Annotated in this window: 16 protein-coding genes; all 16 read left to right on the top strand. The window is 29.7% G+C overall.

What is annotated here, in order from left to right:
• Positions 1-60 precede the first annotated feature (60 nt).
• The 16 genes from FBF02_RS05545 to FBF02_RS05470 all read left to right on the top strand — a co-directional run bounded on the left by FBF02_RS05545 (position 61) and on the right by FBF02_RS05470 (position 17,030).
• Positions 61-855, top strand: coding sequence for a 3'-5' exonuclease (locus FBF02_RS05545; RefSeq protein ID WP_002853812.1), 795 nt, complete (start codon positions 61-63; stop codon positions 853-855).
• 57 nt (positions 856-912) lie between these two features.
• Entirely contained in the window at positions 913-1,899 is a 987-nt protein-coding gene (galE, locus tag FBF02_RS05540; RefSeq protein ID WP_002858414.1) for a UDP-glucose 4-epimerase GalE, read from the top strand.
• Positions 1,893-3,587, top strand: coding sequence for an ABC-type lipopolysaccharide transporter PglK (gene pglK, locus FBF02_RS05535; RefSeq protein WP_002858308.1), 1,695 nt, complete (start codon positions 1,893-1,895; stop codon positions 3,585-3,587). Before galE ends, pglK begins: the two co-directional genes overlap by 7 nt.
• Positions 3,584-4,663 carry a GalNAc-alpha-(1->4)-GalNAc-alpha-(1->3)-diNAcBac-PP-undecaprenol alpha-1,4-N-acetyl-D-galactosaminyltransferase gene (gene pglH, locus FBF02_RS05530; protein WP_010891911.1) on the top strand — a complete coding sequence of 360 codons (1,080 nt, stop codon included), beginning with the start codon at positions 3,584-3,586 and terminating at the stop codon, positions 4,661-4,663. The genes pglK and pglH overlap by 4 nt, the downstream gene beginning before the upstream one ends.
• Positions 4,656-5,585 carry a GalNAc(5)-diNAcBac-PP-undecaprenol beta-1,3-glucosyltransferase gene (gene pglI, locus FBF02_RS05525; RefSeq protein WP_002852770.1) on the top strand — a complete coding sequence of 310 codons (930 nt, stop codon included), beginning with the start codon at positions 4,656-4,658 and terminating at the stop codon, positions 5,583-5,585. The genes pglH and pglI overlap by 8 nt, the downstream gene beginning before the upstream one ends.
• Positions 5,573-6,670: an N-acetylgalactosamine-N,N'-diacetylbacillosaminyl-diphospho-undecaprenol 4-alpha-N-acetylgalactosaminyltransferase gene (pglJ, locus tag FBF02_RS05520; RefSeq protein ID WP_002852870.1), complete on the top strand. Its 1,098-nt coding sequence runs from the start codon at positions 5,573-5,575 to the stop codon at positions 6,668-6,670. Before pglI ends, pglJ begins: the two co-directional genes overlap by 13 nt.
• 3 nt (positions 6,671-6,673) lie before the next feature.
• Positions 6,674-8,815 carry an undecaprenyl-diphosphooligosaccharide--protein glycotransferase gene (gene pglB / locus FBF02_RS05515; protein ID WP_002852780.1) on the top strand — a complete coding sequence of 714 codons (2,142 nt, stop codon included), beginning with the start codon at positions 6,674-6,676 and terminating at the stop codon, positions 8,813-8,815.
• A 9-nt stretch (positions 8,816-8,824) separates the two neighbouring features.
• A complete protein-coding gene (gene pglA / locus FBF02_RS05510) occupies positions 8,825-9,955 on the top strand; it encodes a N,N'-diacetylbacillosaminyl-diphospho-undecaprenol alpha-1,3-N-acetylgalactosaminyltransferase (RefSeq protein WP_002852885.1) in 1,131 nt (376 codons plus the stop codon).
• Positions 9,948-10,550, top strand: a complete 603-nt coding sequence (pglC, locus tag FBF02_RS05505; protein WP_002858344.1) for an undecaprenyl phosphate N,N'-diacetylbacillosamine 1-phosphate transferase — start codon at positions 9,948-9,950, stop codon at positions 10,548-10,550. Before pglA ends, pglC begins: the two co-directional genes overlap by 8 nt.
• A complete protein-coding gene (gene pglD / locus FBF02_RS05500) occupies positions 10,537-11,124 on the top strand; it encodes a UDP-N-acetylbacillosamine N-acetyltransferase (protein WP_002852865.1) in 588 nt (195 codons plus the stop codon). Before pglC ends, pglD begins: the two co-directional genes overlap by 14 nt.
• Positions 11,081-11,734, top strand: a complete 654-nt coding sequence (locus FBF02_RS05495; protein ID WP_010891910.1) for a membrane protein — start codon at positions 11,081-11,083, stop codon at positions 11,732-11,734. Before pglD ends, FBF02_RS05495 begins: the two co-directional genes overlap by 44 nt.
• Positions 11,735-11,829: 95 nt before the next feature.
• Positions 11,830-12,990 (top strand): UDP-N-acetylbacillosamine transaminase, encoded by a 1,161-nt coding sequence (pglE, locus tag FBF02_RS05490; RefSeq protein WP_002852877.1) that lies wholly within the window; start codon positions 11,830-11,832, stop codon positions 12,988-12,990.
• A 1-nt stretch (position 12,991) separates the two neighbouring features.
• Positions 12,992-14,764, top strand: a complete 1,773-nt coding sequence (pglF, locus tag FBF02_RS05485; RefSeq protein WP_002858054.1) for a UDP-N-acetylglucosamine 4,6-dehydratase (configuration-retaining) — start codon at positions 12,992-12,994, stop codon at positions 14,762-14,764.
• Positions 14,764-15,657, top strand: a complete 894-nt coding sequence (locus tag FBF02_RS05480) for a PDC sensor domain-containing protein (protein WP_002852871.1) — start codon at positions 14,764-14,766, stop codon at positions 15,655-15,657. Before pglF ends, FBF02_RS05480 begins: the two co-directional genes overlap by 1 nt.
• A 112-nt stretch (positions 15,658-15,769) precedes the next feature.
• Entirely contained in the window at positions 15,770-16,162 is a 393-nt protein-coding gene (locus tag FBF02_RS05475) for a chemotaxis response regulator CheY (RefSeq protein WP_002866134.1), read from the top strand.
• 22 nt (positions 16,163-16,184) lie between these two features.
• Positions 16,185-17,030, top strand: a complete 846-nt coding sequence (locus tag FBF02_RS05470) for a 50S ribosomal protein L11 methyltransferase (RefSeq protein ID WP_002852657.1) — start codon at positions 16,185-16,187, stop codon at positions 17,028-17,030.
• Position 17,031 lies beyond the last annotated feature (1 nt).

Raw genomic sequence — 17,031 nt, 5'->3', positions numbered from 1 at the left:
GCCTAATATTTTAAAATTTTTGCTATGATTTTAGCGAAATTATTTAAAAAAAGGTTAAAAATGGCAAAAAATGAAGGTTATATTTGTGTTTTTGATTGTGAGAGTGTGCCAGATGTTGAGCTTATCCGCAAAACTTTGGGTTTTGAAGGAAGTGATTTAGAGGTAAGTTTAAAAGCACTTCAGTGGCAAAAAGAACAAAGTGGGAGTGAGTTTTTGCCTTTGCCTTATCATAAAATTATCAGTATTTGTGCGGTTTTAAGTGATAATTTTGGAAAATTTATCAAAGTGAATAAAATTGATGGACAAAATGAAAAAGAAATGATTGAGAATTTTTTCAATTTTATAGAAAATTATGAGCCAAAATTAGTCAGTTTTAATGGTAAAAATTTCGATATGCCTGTTCTTGTTTTAAGGGCTTTAAAATACAATTTAAAAGCAGCAACTTATTTGGATACTCAAAGTGATAAATGGAATAATTATAAAACAAGATTTTCAGAATTAAAACATTGTGATTTATTAGAATCCTTAGGATCTAACGGGCGTGGAATAAAGCTTGATACACTTTGTTCTATGGTGGGTTTGCCAGGAAAATATGATGTGCATGGCGATGAGGTAATGAAACTTTTTTATGAAAATAAACTTGAAAAAATCCACGAATATTGTGAAAGTGATGTTTTAAACACCTATATGCTTTTTTTAAAATATGAACTTATTAAAGCTAATGTTGATGAAGAAGATTATGTTGGTTTTCTTTCTTATATGAGAGATTTCTTGTGTGCAAAAAAATCAGATCGTTCTTATACAGAAGTTTTTGCAAAAGCTTGTGAGAGTGAAATTTCAAAAGTTCGATCTTAAGTATTTAAGAAAATATATTAAAATTTATTTTTGACATTTTTAAAAAAAGGAATGATGATGAAAATTCTTATTAGCGGTGGTGCAGGTTATATAGGTTCTCATACTTTAAGACAATTTTTAAAAACAGATCATGAAATTTGTGTTTTAGATAATCTTTCTAAGGGTTCTAAAATCGCAATAGAAGATTTGCAAAAAACAAGAGCTTTTAAATTTTTCGAACAAGATTTAAGTGATTTTCAAGGCGTAAAAGCATTGTTTGAGAGAGAAAAATTTGACGCTATTGTGCATTTTGCAGCAAGCATTGAAGTTTTTGAAAGTATGCAAAATCCTTTAAAATATTATATGAACAACACTGTTAATACGACAAATCTCATCGAAACTTGTTTGCAAACTGGAGTGAATAAATTTATATTTTCTTCAACGGCGGCCACTTATGGCGAACCACAAACTCCCGTTGTGAGCGAAACAAGTCCTTTAGCACCTATTAATCCTTATGGGCGTAGTAAGCTTATGAGTGAAGAAGTTTTGCGTGATGCAAGTATGGCAAATCCTGAATTTAAGCATTGTATTTTAAGATATTTTAATGTTGCAGGTGCTTGTATGGATTATACTTTAGGACAACGCTATCCAAAAGCGACTTTGCTTATAAAAGTTGCAGCTGAATGTGCCGCAGGAAAACGTGATAAACTTTTCATATTTGGCGATGATTATGATACAAAAGATGGTACTTGCATAAGAGATTTTATCCATGTAGATGATATTTCAAGTGCACATTTAGCGGCTTTGGATTATTTAAAAGAGAATGAAAGCAATGTTTTTAATGTAGGTTATGGACATGGTTTTAGCGTAAAAGAAGTGATTGAAGCGATGAAAAAAGTTAGCGGAGTGGATTTTAAAGTAGAACTTGCCCCACGCCGTGCGGGTGATCCTAGTGTATTGATTTCTGATGCAAGTAAAATCAGAAATCTTACTTCTTGGCAGCCTAAATATGATGATTTAGAGCTTATTTGTAAATCTGCTTTTGATTGGGAAAAACAGTGTTAAAAAAACTTTTTTTTATTTTAAGTAAGGAAGATAAAAATTTTTTATTTTTCTTGCTTGTTTTTTCAGTATTTATTTCTTTTATAGAAACTTTTGCAATTTCTTTGGTAATGCCTTTTATCACTTTGGCTAGTGATTTTTCTTATTTTGATCGTAATAAATATTTAATCAGCCTAAAAGAATATCTTAATATCCCTGTTTTTGAAATCATTGTTTATTTTGGAGTGGGGCTTATTGTTTTTTATGTGTTTAGAGCTTTGTTAAATGCGTATTATTTTCATCTTTTGGCAAGATTTTCTAAAGGGCGTTATCATGCGATCGCTTATAAGGTTTTTTCTAAATTTTTAAATATTAATTATGAAAAATTTACTCAAAAAAATCAATCTGAAATTTTAAAGTCCATTACAGGGGAAGTTTATAATCTAAGCACTATGATTTCATCATTTTTACTTTTGATGAGTGAAATTTTTGTAGTACTTTTGCTTTATGCTTTAATGCTTTTGATTAATTATAAAATCACTTTGTTTTTAAGTATTTTTATGGTGTTAAATGCCTTTATTTTAGTGAAAATTTTAAGCCCTATCATTAAAAAAGCAGGAGTAAGACGCGAAGAAGCGATGAAAAATTTCTTTGAAATTTTAAATACAAATTTAAATAATTTCAAATTTATTAAGCTTAAAACCAAAGAAGATGGAGTATTAAGTCTTTTTAAAGCGCAAAGTGAAGCTTTTTCTAAAGCAAATATTACCAACGAAAGCGTAGCTGCGGTGCCTAGAATTTATCTTGAAGGAATAGGCTTTTGCGTACTTGTTTTTATCGTGGTATTTTTGGTTTTGAAAAATGAAAGTGATATTTCAGGTATTTTATCCACGATTTCTATTTTTGTTTTAGCGCTTTATCGCTTAATGCCAAGTGCAAATCGTATTATTACAAGTTATCATGATTTGCTTTATTATCATTCTTCTTTGGATATTATTTATCAAAATTTAAGACAAGAAGAAGAAAATTTGGGCGAGGAAAAATTAAGCTTTAATCAAGAGCTTAAAATTTGCAATCTTAGCTTTGGTTATGAGGGAAAAAAATATTTATTTAAAAATCTTAACTTAAATATTAAAAAAGGCGAAAAAATCGCTTTTATAGGGGAGAGTGGTTGTGGAAAAAGTACCTTAGTAGATCTTATCATAGGACTTTTAAAACCAAAAGAAGGGCAAATTTTAATTGATGAGCAAGAATTAAATGCAAATAATACAAAAAATTATCGCCAAAAAATAGGCTATATCCCGCAAAATATCTATCTTTTTAATGACAGTATAGCTAAAAATATCACTTTTGGAGATGCGGTTGATGAAGAAAAACTTAATAGGGTTATCAAACAAGCAAATTTAGAGCATTTTATAAAAAATTTACCTCAAGGAGTGCAAACAAAAGTGGGCGATGGGGGGAGTAATTTAAGCGGGGGACAAAAACAACGCATAGCTATAGCAAGAGCTTTATATTTAGAGCCTGAAATGTTAGTGCTTGATGAAGCAACTTCTGCGCTTGATACTCAAAGTGAAGCAAAAATTATGGATGAAATTTATAAAATTTCTAAAGATAAAACCATGATTATTATCGCACATCGCCTTTCTACGATAACACAATGTGATAAGGTTTATCGTTTAGAACACGGTAAGCTTAAAGAGGAGAAATGATGAAAATAAGCTTTATTATCGCAACTTTAAATTCAGGAGGTGCTGAGCGTGCTTTAGTAACCTTAGCTAATGCACTTTGCAAAGAGCATGAAGTAAGTATTATTAAATTTCATGCAGGAGAATCTTTTTATAAGCTTGAAAATGAAGTTAAAGTTACAAGTTTGGAACAATTTAGATTTGACACGCTTTATCATAAAATCGCAAGTCGTTTTAAGAAATTTTTTGCTTTAAGAAAGGCTTTGAAAGAAAGTAAGTCTGATGTTTTTATTTCTTTTTTGGATACGACTAATATTGCTTGTATTGCTGCGAAAATAGGGCTTAAAACTCCACTCATTATAAGTGAGCATAGCAATGAAGCGTATTTAAAACCTAAAATTTGGCGTTTTTTAAGAAGGGTAAGCTATCCTTTTTGTGATGCTTTAAGTGTGCTTGGAAGCAGTGATAAGGTGTATTATGAAAGATTTGTAAAAAGGGTTAAGCTTTTATTAAACCCTTGTCATTTTAGCGATGAAATTTCTTTTGATTCTAGTTTTGAAAAGGAAAATTTGGTTCTTTTTATAGGGCGTTTAGATCACAACAAAAACCCTGTAATGTTTTTAAAAGCTATAGCGCATTTGGATAAAAATTTACAAGAAAATTATAAATTTGTTATAGCAGGAGATGGACAGTTAAGACAAGAACTTGAATATAAGGTAAAATCTTTAGGAATAAAAGTTGATTTTTTAGGACGCGTTGAAAATGTCAAGGCTCTTTATGAAAAAGCAAAAGTGCTTTGCCTTTGTTCTTTTGTAGAGGGTTTGCCAACGGTTTTAATTGAAAGTTTGTATTTTGAGGTTTGTAGAATTTCAAGTTCTTATTATAATGGTGCTAAGGATTTAATCAAAGATAATCATGATGGGCTTTTGGTAGGTTGTGATGATGAAATAGCACTTGCTAAAAAACTTGAACTTGTTTTAAATGATGAAAATTTTAGAAAAGAACTTGTAAATAATGCCAAACAAAGGTGTAAAGACTTTGAAATTTCTCATATCAAAGAAGAATGGCTTAAGCTTATAGCCGAGGTTAAAAATGCCTAAACTTTCTGTTATAGTACCAACTTTTAATCGTCAAGTTTTGTTAGAAAAGGCTATTAAAAGCATACAAAATCAAGATTTTAAAGATTTAGAAATTATTGTAAGCGATGATAATTCTAGCGATGATACTAAAAGTGTGGTGCAAAATTTACAAAAAGATGATGATCGCATTAAGTATTTTTTAAATCAAAATTACAAACAAGGTCCAAATGGCAATAAAAACAATGGCTTAGATCAAGCAAGTGGCGAGTTTGTAACTTTTTTAGATGATGATGATGAGCTTTTATCCGGGGCTTTAAGTACCTTGATGCAAAAAGCAAATGAGGGTTATGCTCATGTTTTTGGAAATTGTTTGATAGAAAAAGAAGGAAATTTAAGCAAGGAATTTAGCGGCAAGGGCTTGGAAAAAGATAGTGAAATTTCTAAAAAAGATTTTTTAATGGCTAAATTTAGCGGAGAGTTTTTTTCTGTTTTTAAAAAATCCCTACTTGAAAATAAGCGTTTTAATGAAGAATTTTATGGCAATGAAGCCACGCTTTGGGTAAATTTATACAAAGAAAAAAGTTTTTATATCCATAAGGCTTTTAGGATTTATAGAATTTTTAGGCAAGATAGCGTGACTTTAGGGGCGAGTAAAAATGCTTATAGGGTGTATTTGGGATATTTAGAGCTTGCTAAAATTTTAGAAAATGAACTTAGAATGAGTAAGGATAAAGATTATAAAAAAACTTGTGCGAGTTATTATAAAATGGCAGCTTATTATGCAAAACTTGCAAAAAATTATAAAGCCCTTTATAAATGTTTGTTTAAAAGCCTAAGTATAAAAATCAACGCTCCTGCTTTGATATTACTCATTTTAAGTATAATTCCAAATAATATGATTGAAAAATTATCAAAAATTCGGGTGGCTTTATGCAAAAATTAGGCATTTTTATTTATTCTTTAGGAAGTGGTGGTGCTGAAAGAGTTGTGGCGACTTTATTGCCTATTTTAAGTTTGAAATTTGAAGTGCATTTGATCTTGATGAATGATAAAATTTCTTATGAAATTCCAGAGTGTCAAATTCATTTTTTAGAATGTTCAAAACCTAGTGAAAATCCTATTTTGAAATTTTTAAAACTACCTTTTTTGGCTTTAAAATACAAAAAACTTTGCAGAAATTTAGGTATTGATACAGAATTTGTTTTTTTAAATCGACCTAATTATATAGCTTTAATGGCAAGAATGTTTGGAAACAAAACTCGCCTTGTGATCAATGAATGCACTACGCCAAGTGTGATGTATATGAAAAATAATTTTAATTCTTTGGTAAATAAATTTTTAATTTCTTTGCTTTACCCAAAAGCTGATTTAATCTTGCCTAATTCTAAGGGAAATTTAGAAGATTTAGTGCAAAATTTTAGTATAAGTCCAAAAAAATGTGAAATTTTATACAATGCCATCGATTTAGAAAACATAGGGCAAAAAGCCCTTGAAGACATAGCTTTAAAAGATAAATTTATTTTAAGTGTAGGCAGGCTTGATAAAGGTAAAAATCATGCTTTATTAATTCGTGCTTATGCGAGATTGAAAACAGATTTAAAGCTTGTGATTTTAGGTGAAGGTGTGCTTAAGGATGAGCTTTTAGCTTTGATTAAAGAATTAAATTTGGAAGAAAAGGTTTTGCTTTTAGGATTTGATAATAATCCTTATAAATACATGGCTAAATGCGAATTTTTTGCTTTTGCTTCTGTGTTTGAAGGTTTTTCAAATGTTTTAATCGAAAGTTTGGCTTGTTCTTGTGCGGTGGTTTGCACTGATCATAAAAGTGGTGCAAGAGAGCTTTTTGGCGATGATGAATTTGGACTTTTAGTAGAAGTAGATAATGAAAACTCTATGTTTCAGGGTTTAAAAACTATGCTTGAAGACGATAAATTAAGAAAAGCGTATAAAAACAAAGCTAAAACTAGGGCTAAAGCCTTTGATAAAGTAAAAATTGCACGCGATGCTTTGAAATATTTATTAGGATAAAAGATGTTGAAAAAAGAGTATTTAAAAAACCCTTATTTAGTTTTGTTTGCGATGATTGTATTAGCTTATGTTTTTAGTGTATTTTGCAGGTTTTATTGGGTTTGGTGGGCAAGTGAGTTTAACGAGTATTTTTTCAATAATCAATTAATGATCATTTCAAACGATGGCTATGCTTTTGCTGAGGGCGCAAGAGATATGATAGCAGGTTTTCATCAGCCTAATGATTTGAGTTATTATGGATCTTCTTTATCTACGCTTACTTATTGGCTTTATAAAATCACACCTTTTTCTTTTGAAAGTATCATTTTATATATGAGTACTTTTTTATCTTCTTTGGTGGTGATTCCTATTATTTTACTAGCTAATGAATACAAACGCCCTTTAATGGGCTTTGTAGCTGCTCTTTTAGCAAGTGTAGCAAACAGTTATTATAATCGCACTATGAGTGGGTATTATGATACGGATATGCTGGTAATTGTTTTACCTATGTTTATTTTATTTTTTATGGTAAGAATGATTTTAAAAAAAGACTTTTTTTCATTGATTGCCTTGCCATTATTTATAGGAATTTATCTTTGGTGGTATCCTTCAAGTTATACTTTAAATGTAGCTTTAATTGGACTTTTTTTAATTTATACACTTATTTTTCATAGAAAAGAAAAGATTTTTTATATAGCTGTGATTTTGTCTTCTCTTACTCTTTCAAATATAGCATGGTTTTATCAAAGTGCCATTATAGTAATACTTTTTGCTTTATTTGCTTTAGAGCAAAAACGCTTAAATTTTATGATTATAGGAATTTTAGGTAGTGCAACTTTGATATTTTTGATTTTAAGTGGTGGGGTTGATCCCATACTTTATCAGCTTAAATTTTATATTTTTAGAAGCGATGAAAGTGCGAATTTAACACAGGGCTTTATGTATTTTAATGTTAATCAAACCATACAAGAAGTTGAAAATGTAGATTTTAGCGAATTTATGCGAAGAATTAGTGGTAGTGAAATTGTTTTCTTGTTTTCTTTGTTTGGTTTTGTATGGCTTTTGAGAAAACATAAAAGTATGATTATGGCTTTACCTATATTGGTGCTTGGGTTTTTAGCCTTAAAAGGAGGACTTAGATTTACCATTTATTCTGTACCTGTAATGGCTTTAGGATTTGGTTTTTTATTGAGCGAGTTTAAGGCTATATTGGTTAAAAAATATAGCCAATTAACTTCAAATGTTTGTATTGTTTTTGCAACTATTTTGACTTTGGCTCCAGTATTTATCCATATTTACAACTATAAAGCGCCAACAGTTTTTTCTCAAAATGAAGCATCATTATTAAATCAATTAAAAAATATAGCCAATAGAGAAGATTATGTGGTAACTTGGTGGGATTATGGTTATCCTGTGCGTTATTATAGCGATGTGAAAACTTTAGTAGATGGTGGAAAGCATTTAGGTAAGGATAATTTTTTCCCTTCTTTTTCTTTAAGTAAAGATGAACAAGCTGCAGCTAATATGGCAAGACTTAGTGTAGAATATACAGAAAAAAGCTTTTATGCTCCGCAAAATGATATTTTAAAATCAGACATTTTACAAGCCATGATGAAAGATTATAATCAAAGCAATGTGGATTTATTTCTAGCTTCATTATCAAAACCTGATTTTAAAATCGATACACCAAAAACTCGTGATATTTATCTTTATATGCCCGCTAGAATGTCTTTGATTTTTTCTACGGTGGCTAGTTTTTCTTTTATTAATTTAGATACAGGAGTTTTGGATAAACCTTTTACCTTTAGCACAGCTTATCCACTTGATGTTAAAAATGGAGAAATTTATCTTAGCAACGGAGTGGTTTTAAGCGATGATTTTAGAAGTTTTAAAATAGGTGATAATGTGGTTTCTGTAAATAGTATCGTAGAGATTAATTCTATTAAACAAGGTGAATACAAAATCACTCCAATCGATGATAAGGCTCAGTTTTATATTTTTTATTTAAAGGATAGTGCTATTCCTTACGCACAATTTATTTTAATGGATAAAACCATGTTTAATAGTGCTTATGTGCAAATGTTTTTTTTGGGAAATTATGATAAGAATTTATTTGACTTGGTGATTAATTCTAGAGATGCTAAAGTTTTTAAACTTAAAATTTAAGGGTTGAAAATGAGAATAGGATTTTTATCACATGCAGGAGCGAGTATTTATCATTTTAGAATGCCTATTATAAAAGCGTTAAAAGATAGAAAAGACGAAGTTTTTGTTATAGTGCCGCAAGATGAATACACGCAAAAACTTAGAGATCTTGGCTTAAAAGTAATTGTTTATGAGTTTTCAAGAGCTAGTTTAAATCCTTTTGTGGTTTTAAAGAATTTTTTTTATCTTGCTAAGGTTTTGAAAAATTTAAATCTTGATTTTATTCAAAGTGCGGCACACAAAAGCAATACTTTTGGAATTTTAGCAGCAAAATGGGCAAAAATTCCTTATCGTTTTGCCTTAGTAGAAGGCTTGGGATCTTTTTATATAGATCAAGGTTTTAAGGCAAATTTAGTGCGTTTTGTTATTAATAGTCTTTATAAATTAAGTTTTAAATTTGCACACCAATTTATTTTTGTCAATGAAAGTAATGCTGAGTTTATGCGGAATTTAGGACTTAAAGAAAATAAAATTTGCGTGATAAAATCTGTAGGGATCAATTTAAAAAAATTTTTTCCTATTTATGTAGAATCGGAAAAAAAAGAGCTTTTTTGGAAAAATTTAAACATAGATAAAAAACCCATTGTGCTTATGATAGCAAGAGCTTTATGGCATAAGGGTGTAAAAGAATTTTATGAAAGTGCTACTATGCTAAAAGACAAAGCAAATTTTGTTTTAGTTGGTGGAAGAGATGAAAATCCTTCTTGTGCAAGTTTGGAGTTTTTAAACTCTGGCGCGGTGCATTATTTGGGTGCTAGAAGTGATATAGTCGAGCTTTTGCAAAATTGTGATATTTTTGTTTTGCCAAGCTATAAAGAAGGCTTTCCTGTAAGTGTTTTGGAGGCAAAAGCTTGCGGTAAGGCTATAGTGGTGAGTGATTGTGAAGGTTGTGTGGAGGCTATTTCTAATGCTTATGATGGACTTTGGGCAAAAACAAAAAATGCTAAAGATTTAAGCGAAAAAATTTCACTTTTATTAGAAGATGAAAAATTAAGATTAAATTTAGCTAAAAATGCCGCCCAAGATGCTTTACAATACGATGAAAATATAATCGCACAGCGTTATTTAAAACTTTATGATAGGGTAATTAAGAATGTATGAAAAAGTTTTTAAAAGAATTTTTGATTTTATTTTATCTTTAGTGCTTTTAGTGCTTTTTTCTCCGGTGATTTTAATCACTGCTTTACTTTTAAAAATCACTCAAGGAAGTGTGATTTTTACCCAAAATCGTCCCGGGTTAGATGAAAAAATTTTTAAAATTTATAAATTTAAAACCATGAGCGATGAAAGAGATGAAAAGGGTGAGTTATTAAGCGATGAATTGCGTTTGAAAGCTTTTGGAAAAATCGTTAGAAGCTTAAGTTTGGATGAGCTTTTGCAACTTTTTAATGTTTTAAAAGGGGATATGAGTTTTGTTGGACCTAGACCTCTTTTGGTTGAGTATTTGCCTCTTTACAATAAAGAGCAAAAATTGCGTCATAAAGTGCGTCCAGGTATAACAGGATGGGCGCAGGTAAATGGTAGAAATGCTATTTCTTGGCAGAAAAAATTCGAACTTGATGTGTATTATGTGAAAAATATTTCTTTTTTGCTTGATTTAAAAATCATGTTTTTAACAGCTTTAAAGGTTTTAAAACGAAGTGGGGTAAGCAAAGAAGGCCATGTTACAACAGAGAAATTTAATGGCAAGAACTGAAAAAATTTATATTTATGGTGCTAGTGGTCATGGGCTTGTTTGTGAAGATGTGGCTAAAAATATGGGTTATAAAGAATGTATTTTTTTAGATGATTTTAAAGGAATGAAATTTGAAAGTACCTTACCTAAATATGATTTTTTTATAGCCATAGGAAACAATGAAATTCGAAAAAAGATTTATCAAAAAATTTCAGAAAATGGCTTTAAAATTGTCAATCTTATCCATAAAAGCGCGCTTATAAGTCCTAGCGCAATCGTGGAAGAAAATGCAGGAATTTTAATCATGCCTTATGTAGTGATTAACGCTAAAGCTAAAATAGAAAAAGGTGTGATTTTAAATACTTCAAGCGTAATTGAGCATGAATGTGTGATAGGGGAATTTTCTCATGTGAGTGTGGGAGCTAAATGTGCGGGTAATGTAAAAATTGGTAAAAATTGTTTTTTAGGGATTAATTCTTGTGTTTTGCCTAATTTAAGTTTGGCAGATGATAGTATTTTAGGTGGTGGAGCAACTTTAGTTAAAAATCAAGATGAAAAAGGTGTTTTTGTGGGAGTACCTGCAAAAAGGATGTAAATTGCATTTTAATAACAATCTTGTTGTTCACTATATAGTAAATCCTTCGCCTTTGGGGTGGATTGTCATTAATTTACTAACCATATGTCTAATATGCTACATATTTCCTTTGAAAAATTCTTTAAAACACAAAAAACTTTTTAGTCTTAAAGCAAATGTAAATTCTAAAAATAGTAGGATTATAAAATATACAGGTATTGCTGCTTTTTTGGGTGGATTAATAGGAATTTGGTATAATTTTGAAGGTTTTTATCAACTTCTTTTTTTCTTTGAATTAGAAAATGAAAATTTAAAAACACTTTGGAGTTTGCAAGTATCAGTTTCTTCTGTGATAACAGGTATGTTATTATTGTTGATATATGTTATAAATTTAGCAATGGTTTGTGAAAATGGAATTTATATAGTTAGTAAATTTAATCTTTTTTATATGTATTTTATAAAACGAGAAGATTTGGAAATTGTTAAAATAGAAAAAATGAAATTTTTAAATCAAGTTGAAGTTTGTTTTGTTATCAAAACAAAAAATAAAATACTCCTTAAATGCTTTGAAAGTATTTATAAAAAAGAAGACTTAGAAAAGCTTAAAAATTGGTATGAAAACAAGCTTTGACTATAAAAAGAATTTAAATATTTGAATCTTTGTAAATTTTTTTAGGTAAAATAGAGTCAATTTATAAAAATTTTGTTTTACACAAAGGATAAATCATGAGATTTTTTCTTTCTCCTCCGCATATGGGTGGTAATGAATTAAAATACATAGAAGAAGTTTTCAAAAGCAATTATATAGCACCTTTGGGTGAATTTGTAAATCGCTTTGAACAAAGTGTCAAGGCTTACAGTAAAAGTGAAAATGCCTTAGCTTTAAATTCAGCCACAGCGGCTTTGCATTTAGCTTTAAGGGTGGCAGGGGTAAAACAAGATGATATTGTTTTGGCTTCTTCTTTTACTTTTATCGCTTCAGTAGCACCTATTTGTTATCTTAAAGCAAAACCTGTATTTATAGATTGTGATGAAACTTATAATATCGATGTAGATTTATTAAAGCTTGCTATTAAAGAATGTGAAAAAAAACCAAAAGCATTGATTTTAACTCATCTTTATGGCAATGCGGCTAAAATGGATGAAATTGTTGAAATTTGCAAAGAAAATGAAATTGTTTTAATCGAAGATGCTGCTGAAGCTTTAGGAAGTTTTTATAAGAATAAAGCTTTAGGAACTTTTGGAGAATTTGGAGCTTATTCTTATAATGGCAATAAAATTATCACCACTTCAGGTGGAGGTATGCTTATAGGAAAAAATAAAGAAAAGATTGAAAAAGCAAGATTTTATAGCACTCAAGCTAGGGAAAATTGTTTGCATTATGAACATTTAGATTATGGTTATAATTACCGCTTAAGCAATGTTTTAGGAGCTATTGGCGTAGCGCAAATGGAGGTTTTAGAACAAAGAGTGCTTAAAAAAAGAGAAATTTATGAGTGGTATAAAGAATTTTTAGGAGAGTGTTTTAGCTTTTTAGATGAATTAGAAAATTCAAGAAGCAATCGCTGGTTAAGTACAGCTTTGATTGATTTTGATAAAAATGAACTTAATTCTTGTCAAAAAGATATAAATATCAGTCAAAAAAATATTACTTTGCATCCAAAAATTTCAAAACTCATAGAAGATTTGAAAAATGAACAAATAGAAACAAGACCATTATGGAAAGCTATGCACGCTCAAGAAGTATTTAAAGGAGCTAAGGCTTATCTTAATGGCAATAGTGAGTTATTTTTCCAAAAAGGAATTTGTTTGCCAAGTGGCACGGCGATGAGTAAAGATGATGTTTATGAAATTTCAAAACTGATCTTAAAGAGCATAAAGGCTTAAAATGATTTTTTATAAAAGCAAAAGATTAGCATTTTTTTTAACTTCAGATATTGTTTTAATTTTACTTAGCGTTTATCTGGCTTTTTCTTTGAGATTTAGTGGAGATATTCCGAGTATTTTTTATCATGGTATGATGGTTTCTGCTATTATTTTGCTTGTTTTAAAACTTTCATTTTTGTTTGTTTTTAGAATTTATAAAGTAGCTTGGAGATTTTTTTCTCTCAATGAAGCAAGAAAGATTTTTATCGCTTTGCTTTTAGCTGAGTTTTGTTTTTTTCTTATTTTTTATTTTTTTAGTGATTTTTTTAATCCTTTTCCAAGAAGTGCTATTGTGATAGATTTTGTTCTTTCTTATATGTTTATAGGTACTTTAAGAATTAGCAAAAGAATGCTTGTGGATTTTAAACCTTCTAGAATGAAAGAAGAAGAAACTCCTTGTATTGTAGTAGGGGCAACTTCTAAGGCTTTGCATTTGTTAAAAGGTGCGAAAGAAGGTTCTTTAGGGCTTTTTCCTGTAGGCGTAGTTGATGCGAGAAAAGAGCTTATAGGGACTTATTGTGATAAATTTATTGTAGAAGAAAAAGAAAAAATAAAATCTTATGTAGAACAAGGGGTAAAAACTGCCATTATTGCTTTAAGACTTGAACAAGAAGAGCTTAAAAAACTTTTTGAAGAACTTGTAGCTTATGGTATTTGCGATGTAAAAATATTTTCTTTTACAAGAAACGAAGCAAGAGATATCAGTATAGAAGACTTGCTTGCTAGAAAACCAAAAGATTTAGATGATAGTGCTGTGGCGGCTTTTTTAAAAGATAAGGTAGTTTTGGTAAGTGGAGCAGGTGGAACTATAGGCAGTGAACTTTGTAAGCAATGTATTAAATTTGGTGCTAAGCATCTTATCATGGTTGATCATAGTGAGTATAATCTTTATAAGATCAATGATGATTTAAATTTATATAAAGAAAAAATTACTCCTATTTTACTGAGTATTTTAGATAAGCAAAGTTTAGATGAGGTATTAAAAACTTATAAACCCGAGCTTATTTTACATGCAGCCGCTTATAAACATGTGCCTCTTTGCGAACAAAATCCACATTCAGCAGTAATCAATAATATTTTAGGAACTAAAATTTTATGCGACAGTGCTAAAGAAAACAAAGTAGCTAAATTTGTGATGATAAGTACAGATAAAGCAGTACGACCAACAAATATTATGGGTTGCACTAAGAGAGTTTGCGAGCTTTATACTTTAAGTATGAGTGATGAAAATTTTGAAGTTGCTTGTGTGCGTTTTGGTAATGTTTTAGGTTCTAGTGGTAGTGTGATACCGAAATTTAAAGCACAAATTGCCAATAATGAGCCTTTAACTTTAACGCACCCTGATATAGTGCGTTATTTTATGCTTGTGGCTGAGGCAGTGCAACTTGTTTTACAAGCTGGAGCTATCGCAAAAGGGGGAGAACTTTTTGTTTTGGATATGGGTAAGCCTGTGAAAATCATAGATTTAGCTAAAAAAATGCTTTTACTTTCTAATCGCAATGATTTAGAAATTAAAATCACAGGCTTAAGAAAAGGTGAGAAGCTTTATGAAGAGCTTTTGATTGATGAAAATGATGCTAAAACACAATATGAGAGTATTTTTGTAGCAAAGAATGAGAAGGTTGATCTTGATTGGCTTAATAAAGAGATAGAAAATTTACAAATATGTGAAGATATTTCAGAGGCTTTATTAAAGATTGTACCTGAATTTAAACACAATAAAGAAGGTGTATAATGTATATAAAAGATATACAAAGATTTGAAGATAATCGCTATCGTGCTAGAGCTTATATGAGTTATATTTTAACAAGAAATCTGCCCAATAAACTTCCTGATATTCACCTTGAAACGATTAAAACAGCTTTGGATAAAATAGCTCATGAAGTTGTTGTTTTTGATGCTTTGTATATTTTAGATATTTCAGGCATGCAAATAGAAAATGCGATTTCCTTAAATAAAGCTCATGAAATAGGGCAGGGTGAGGATAGAAGTACTCGTTCTTATTTTTATAGAGCTGTAAAATTAAGACGATGTGTTTTGAGCGATCCTTATCCTTCGGTTTTAAATAATGAGCTTTGCGTGACAGCTTCTATGCCAATTTACGATGATAAAAATAACTTGCTTTTTGTTGTTTGTATTGATATCAAGCTTGAAGATATTTTAAAGATTATTCAAGCAGGAAAATTTGAATTTGTTTTTACTCAGTTTAGTCGTTTGGTATATTTTTGCTTCGCACTGGTTTTATTTGTGATTACTTGTTTTTTATTTCAAAAAGGTTTTTTTAGTCTTTTTGATAATCAAGCTATAGGTATAGAACATATGTTTGAAAGTACCATCGCTATAACTTTGGCTTTAGCTATTTTTGATTTGGCAAAAACTTTGATCGAACAAGAAGTATTAGGAAGGACGAAAAAAGAAGAAGGCGGAATTCAAAAAACTATGGTGAGATTTTTGGGTTCTATTATCATTGCTTTAGCTATAGAAGCTTTGATGTTGGTATTTAAACTTGCTATTGGTGATCTTTCTCAGATGATTTATGCGATTTATCTTATCGGTGGAGTGAGCTTGCTTCTTTTAGGTTTAAGTGTATATTTATTTACGGTTAAGTATAAAAATAATAATATTTGAGTAAAAATTTAAGTAAAAGATGATATAATGCTGTTTTTTAAAATTTTTTAGCTTGATTAATAAGGCTAAAAAGGGTAAAATAAAACTATAAAAACTTTGAAAGGACGAAATTGTGAAATTGTTAGTTGTTGATGACAGTTCTACTATGAGAAGGATTATTAAAAATACCCTAACAAGACTTGGACACGATGATGTTTTAGAAGCTGAGCATGGCGTTGAAGCTTGGGATTTATTAACTAAAAATGAAGATGTAAAAGTTTTAATTACAGATTGGAATATGCCAGAAATGAATGGCTTGGAGTTGGTAAAAAAAGTAAGAGCAGAGAAAAAATATGAAGATATGCCTATCATCATGGTTACAACTGAGGGTGGAAAAGCTGAAGTGATTACTGCTTTAAAAGCTGGCGTAAATAACTATATTGTAAAACCTTTTACTCCACAAGTTTTAAAGGAAAAACTTGAAGATGTTTTAGGAACAGGAAGTGGAGAAGGTGCAGCTGAGTAAAGGCTGATTTTTAAAATTCTAAATGCAAAAAAAATATTATGAATTGTTCTTTATCGTAGAAGAGCAGTATAAAAATTTATTTCTTGATTTTGCTTTTGATTTAGGTATAGAAGCCATAGAAGAGAAAGATAATGGTGTTTACATTAGATCCCATGAGAGTTTAGAAGAGTTTTCATGGGCACTTGAAATATTTGCTCAAAAACTTACAACTACTTTCAATTTAAACCATAAAATTATTTCTAATTTAAGTCTTGTAGAGAAAGAAAACAAGGACTGGATACAAGAATATAAAAAAGGCATAAAACCTATCTTAGTGGATAATGTTTACATCCATACAACTTGGCAAGAAGAAAAGAAGAATTGTATAAATATAAAGATTAATCCAGCCTTAGCCTTTGGCTCAGGACATCACGAAAGCACATATTCTTGTGTAAAATTTTTACAAAAATTTTCTAAAAGTAAATTAAGAGCTTTAGATCTTGGTTGTGGTAGTGGAATTTTGGGTATTATTATGGCAAAGTTTGGTTGTAATGTTGAAATTTGTGATACTGATGAGTTGGCTATTGATAGTTCTTTAGAAAATGCAAGATTAAATGGTGTCGATTTTCACAAGGCTTGGTGTGGATCTATAGATAAAGCAAATGGTTTATATAATCTAATTGTTGCAAATATCATTGCAGATGTGATTTTAATTTTAGAAAAAGATATTAAAAACCATTTAGAAGATAATGCTATACTTATTTTGTCAGGAATTTTAGATAAATATTCAACAAGAATTAAAGAAAAATTTCAAGATTTGGAACTCATTGATGAAATGCAAATCAATGAGTGGTGTAGTTTTGTATATAAAAATAATAAAAAAGGATAAG

Origin of the sequence: Campylobacter sp. CFSAN093226 (assembly GCF_012897595.1) — a bacterium.
GTDB classification, from domain to species: domain Bacteria; phylum Campylobacterota; class Campylobacteria; order Campylobacterales; family Campylobacteraceae; genus Campylobacter_D; species Campylobacter_D jejuni.
Note: the sequence above shows the minus strand (reverse complement) of the source record. Positions and strands in the feature narration are given on the sequence as shown.

Coding starts and splice junctions, on each gene's coding strand:
- FBF02_RS05495 (WP_010891910.1), top strand. CDS start 11,081: ATGAAAAAGGTGTTTTTGTGGGAGTACCTGCAAAAAGGATGTAAATTG.
- FBF02_RS05470 (WP_002852657.1), top strand. CDS start 16,185: ATGCAAAAAAAATATTATGAATTGTTCTTTATCGTAGAAGAGCAGTAT.
- pglB (WP_002852780.1), top strand. CDS start 6,674: ATGTTGAAAAAAGAGTATTTAAAAAACCCTTATTTAGTTTTGTTTGCG.
- pglH (WP_010891911.1), top strand. CDS start 3,584: ATGATGAAAATAAGCTTTATTATCGCAACTTTAAATTCAGGAGGTGCT.
- pglE (WP_002852877.1), top strand. CDS start 11,830: ATGAGATTTTTTCTTTCTCCTCCGCATATGGGTGGTAATGAATTAAAA.
- FBF02_RS05545 (WP_002853812.1), top strand. CDS start 61: ATGGCAAAAAATGAAGGTTATATTTGTGTTTTTGATTGTGAGAGTGTG.
- pglA (WP_002852885.1), top strand. CDS start 8,825: ATGAGAATAGGATTTTTATCACATGCAGGAGCGAGTATTTATCATTTT.
- FBF02_RS05480 (WP_002852871.1), top strand. CDS start 14,764: ATGTATATAAAAGATATACAAAGATTTGAAGATAATCGCTATCGTGCT.
- pglD (WP_002852865.1), top strand. CDS start 10,537: ATGGCAAGAACTGAAAAAATTTATATTTATGGTGCTAGTGGTCATGGG.
- pglI (WP_002852770.1), top strand. CDS start 4,656: ATGCCTAAACTTTCTGTTATAGTACCAACTTTTAATCGTCAAGTTTTG.
- galE (WP_002858414.1), top strand. CDS start 913: ATGAAAATTCTTATTAGCGGTGGTGCAGGTTATATAGGTTCTCATACT.
- pglF (WP_002858054.1), top strand. CDS start 12,992: ATGATTTTTTATAAAAGCAAAAGATTAGCATTTTTTTTAACTTCAGAT.
- pglC (WP_002858344.1), top strand. CDS start 9,948: ATGTATGAAAAAGTTTTTAAAAGAATTTTTGATTTTATTTTATCTTTA.
- pglJ (WP_002852870.1), top strand. CDS start 5,573: ATGCAAAAATTAGGCATTTTTATTTATTCTTTAGGAAGTGGTGGTGCT.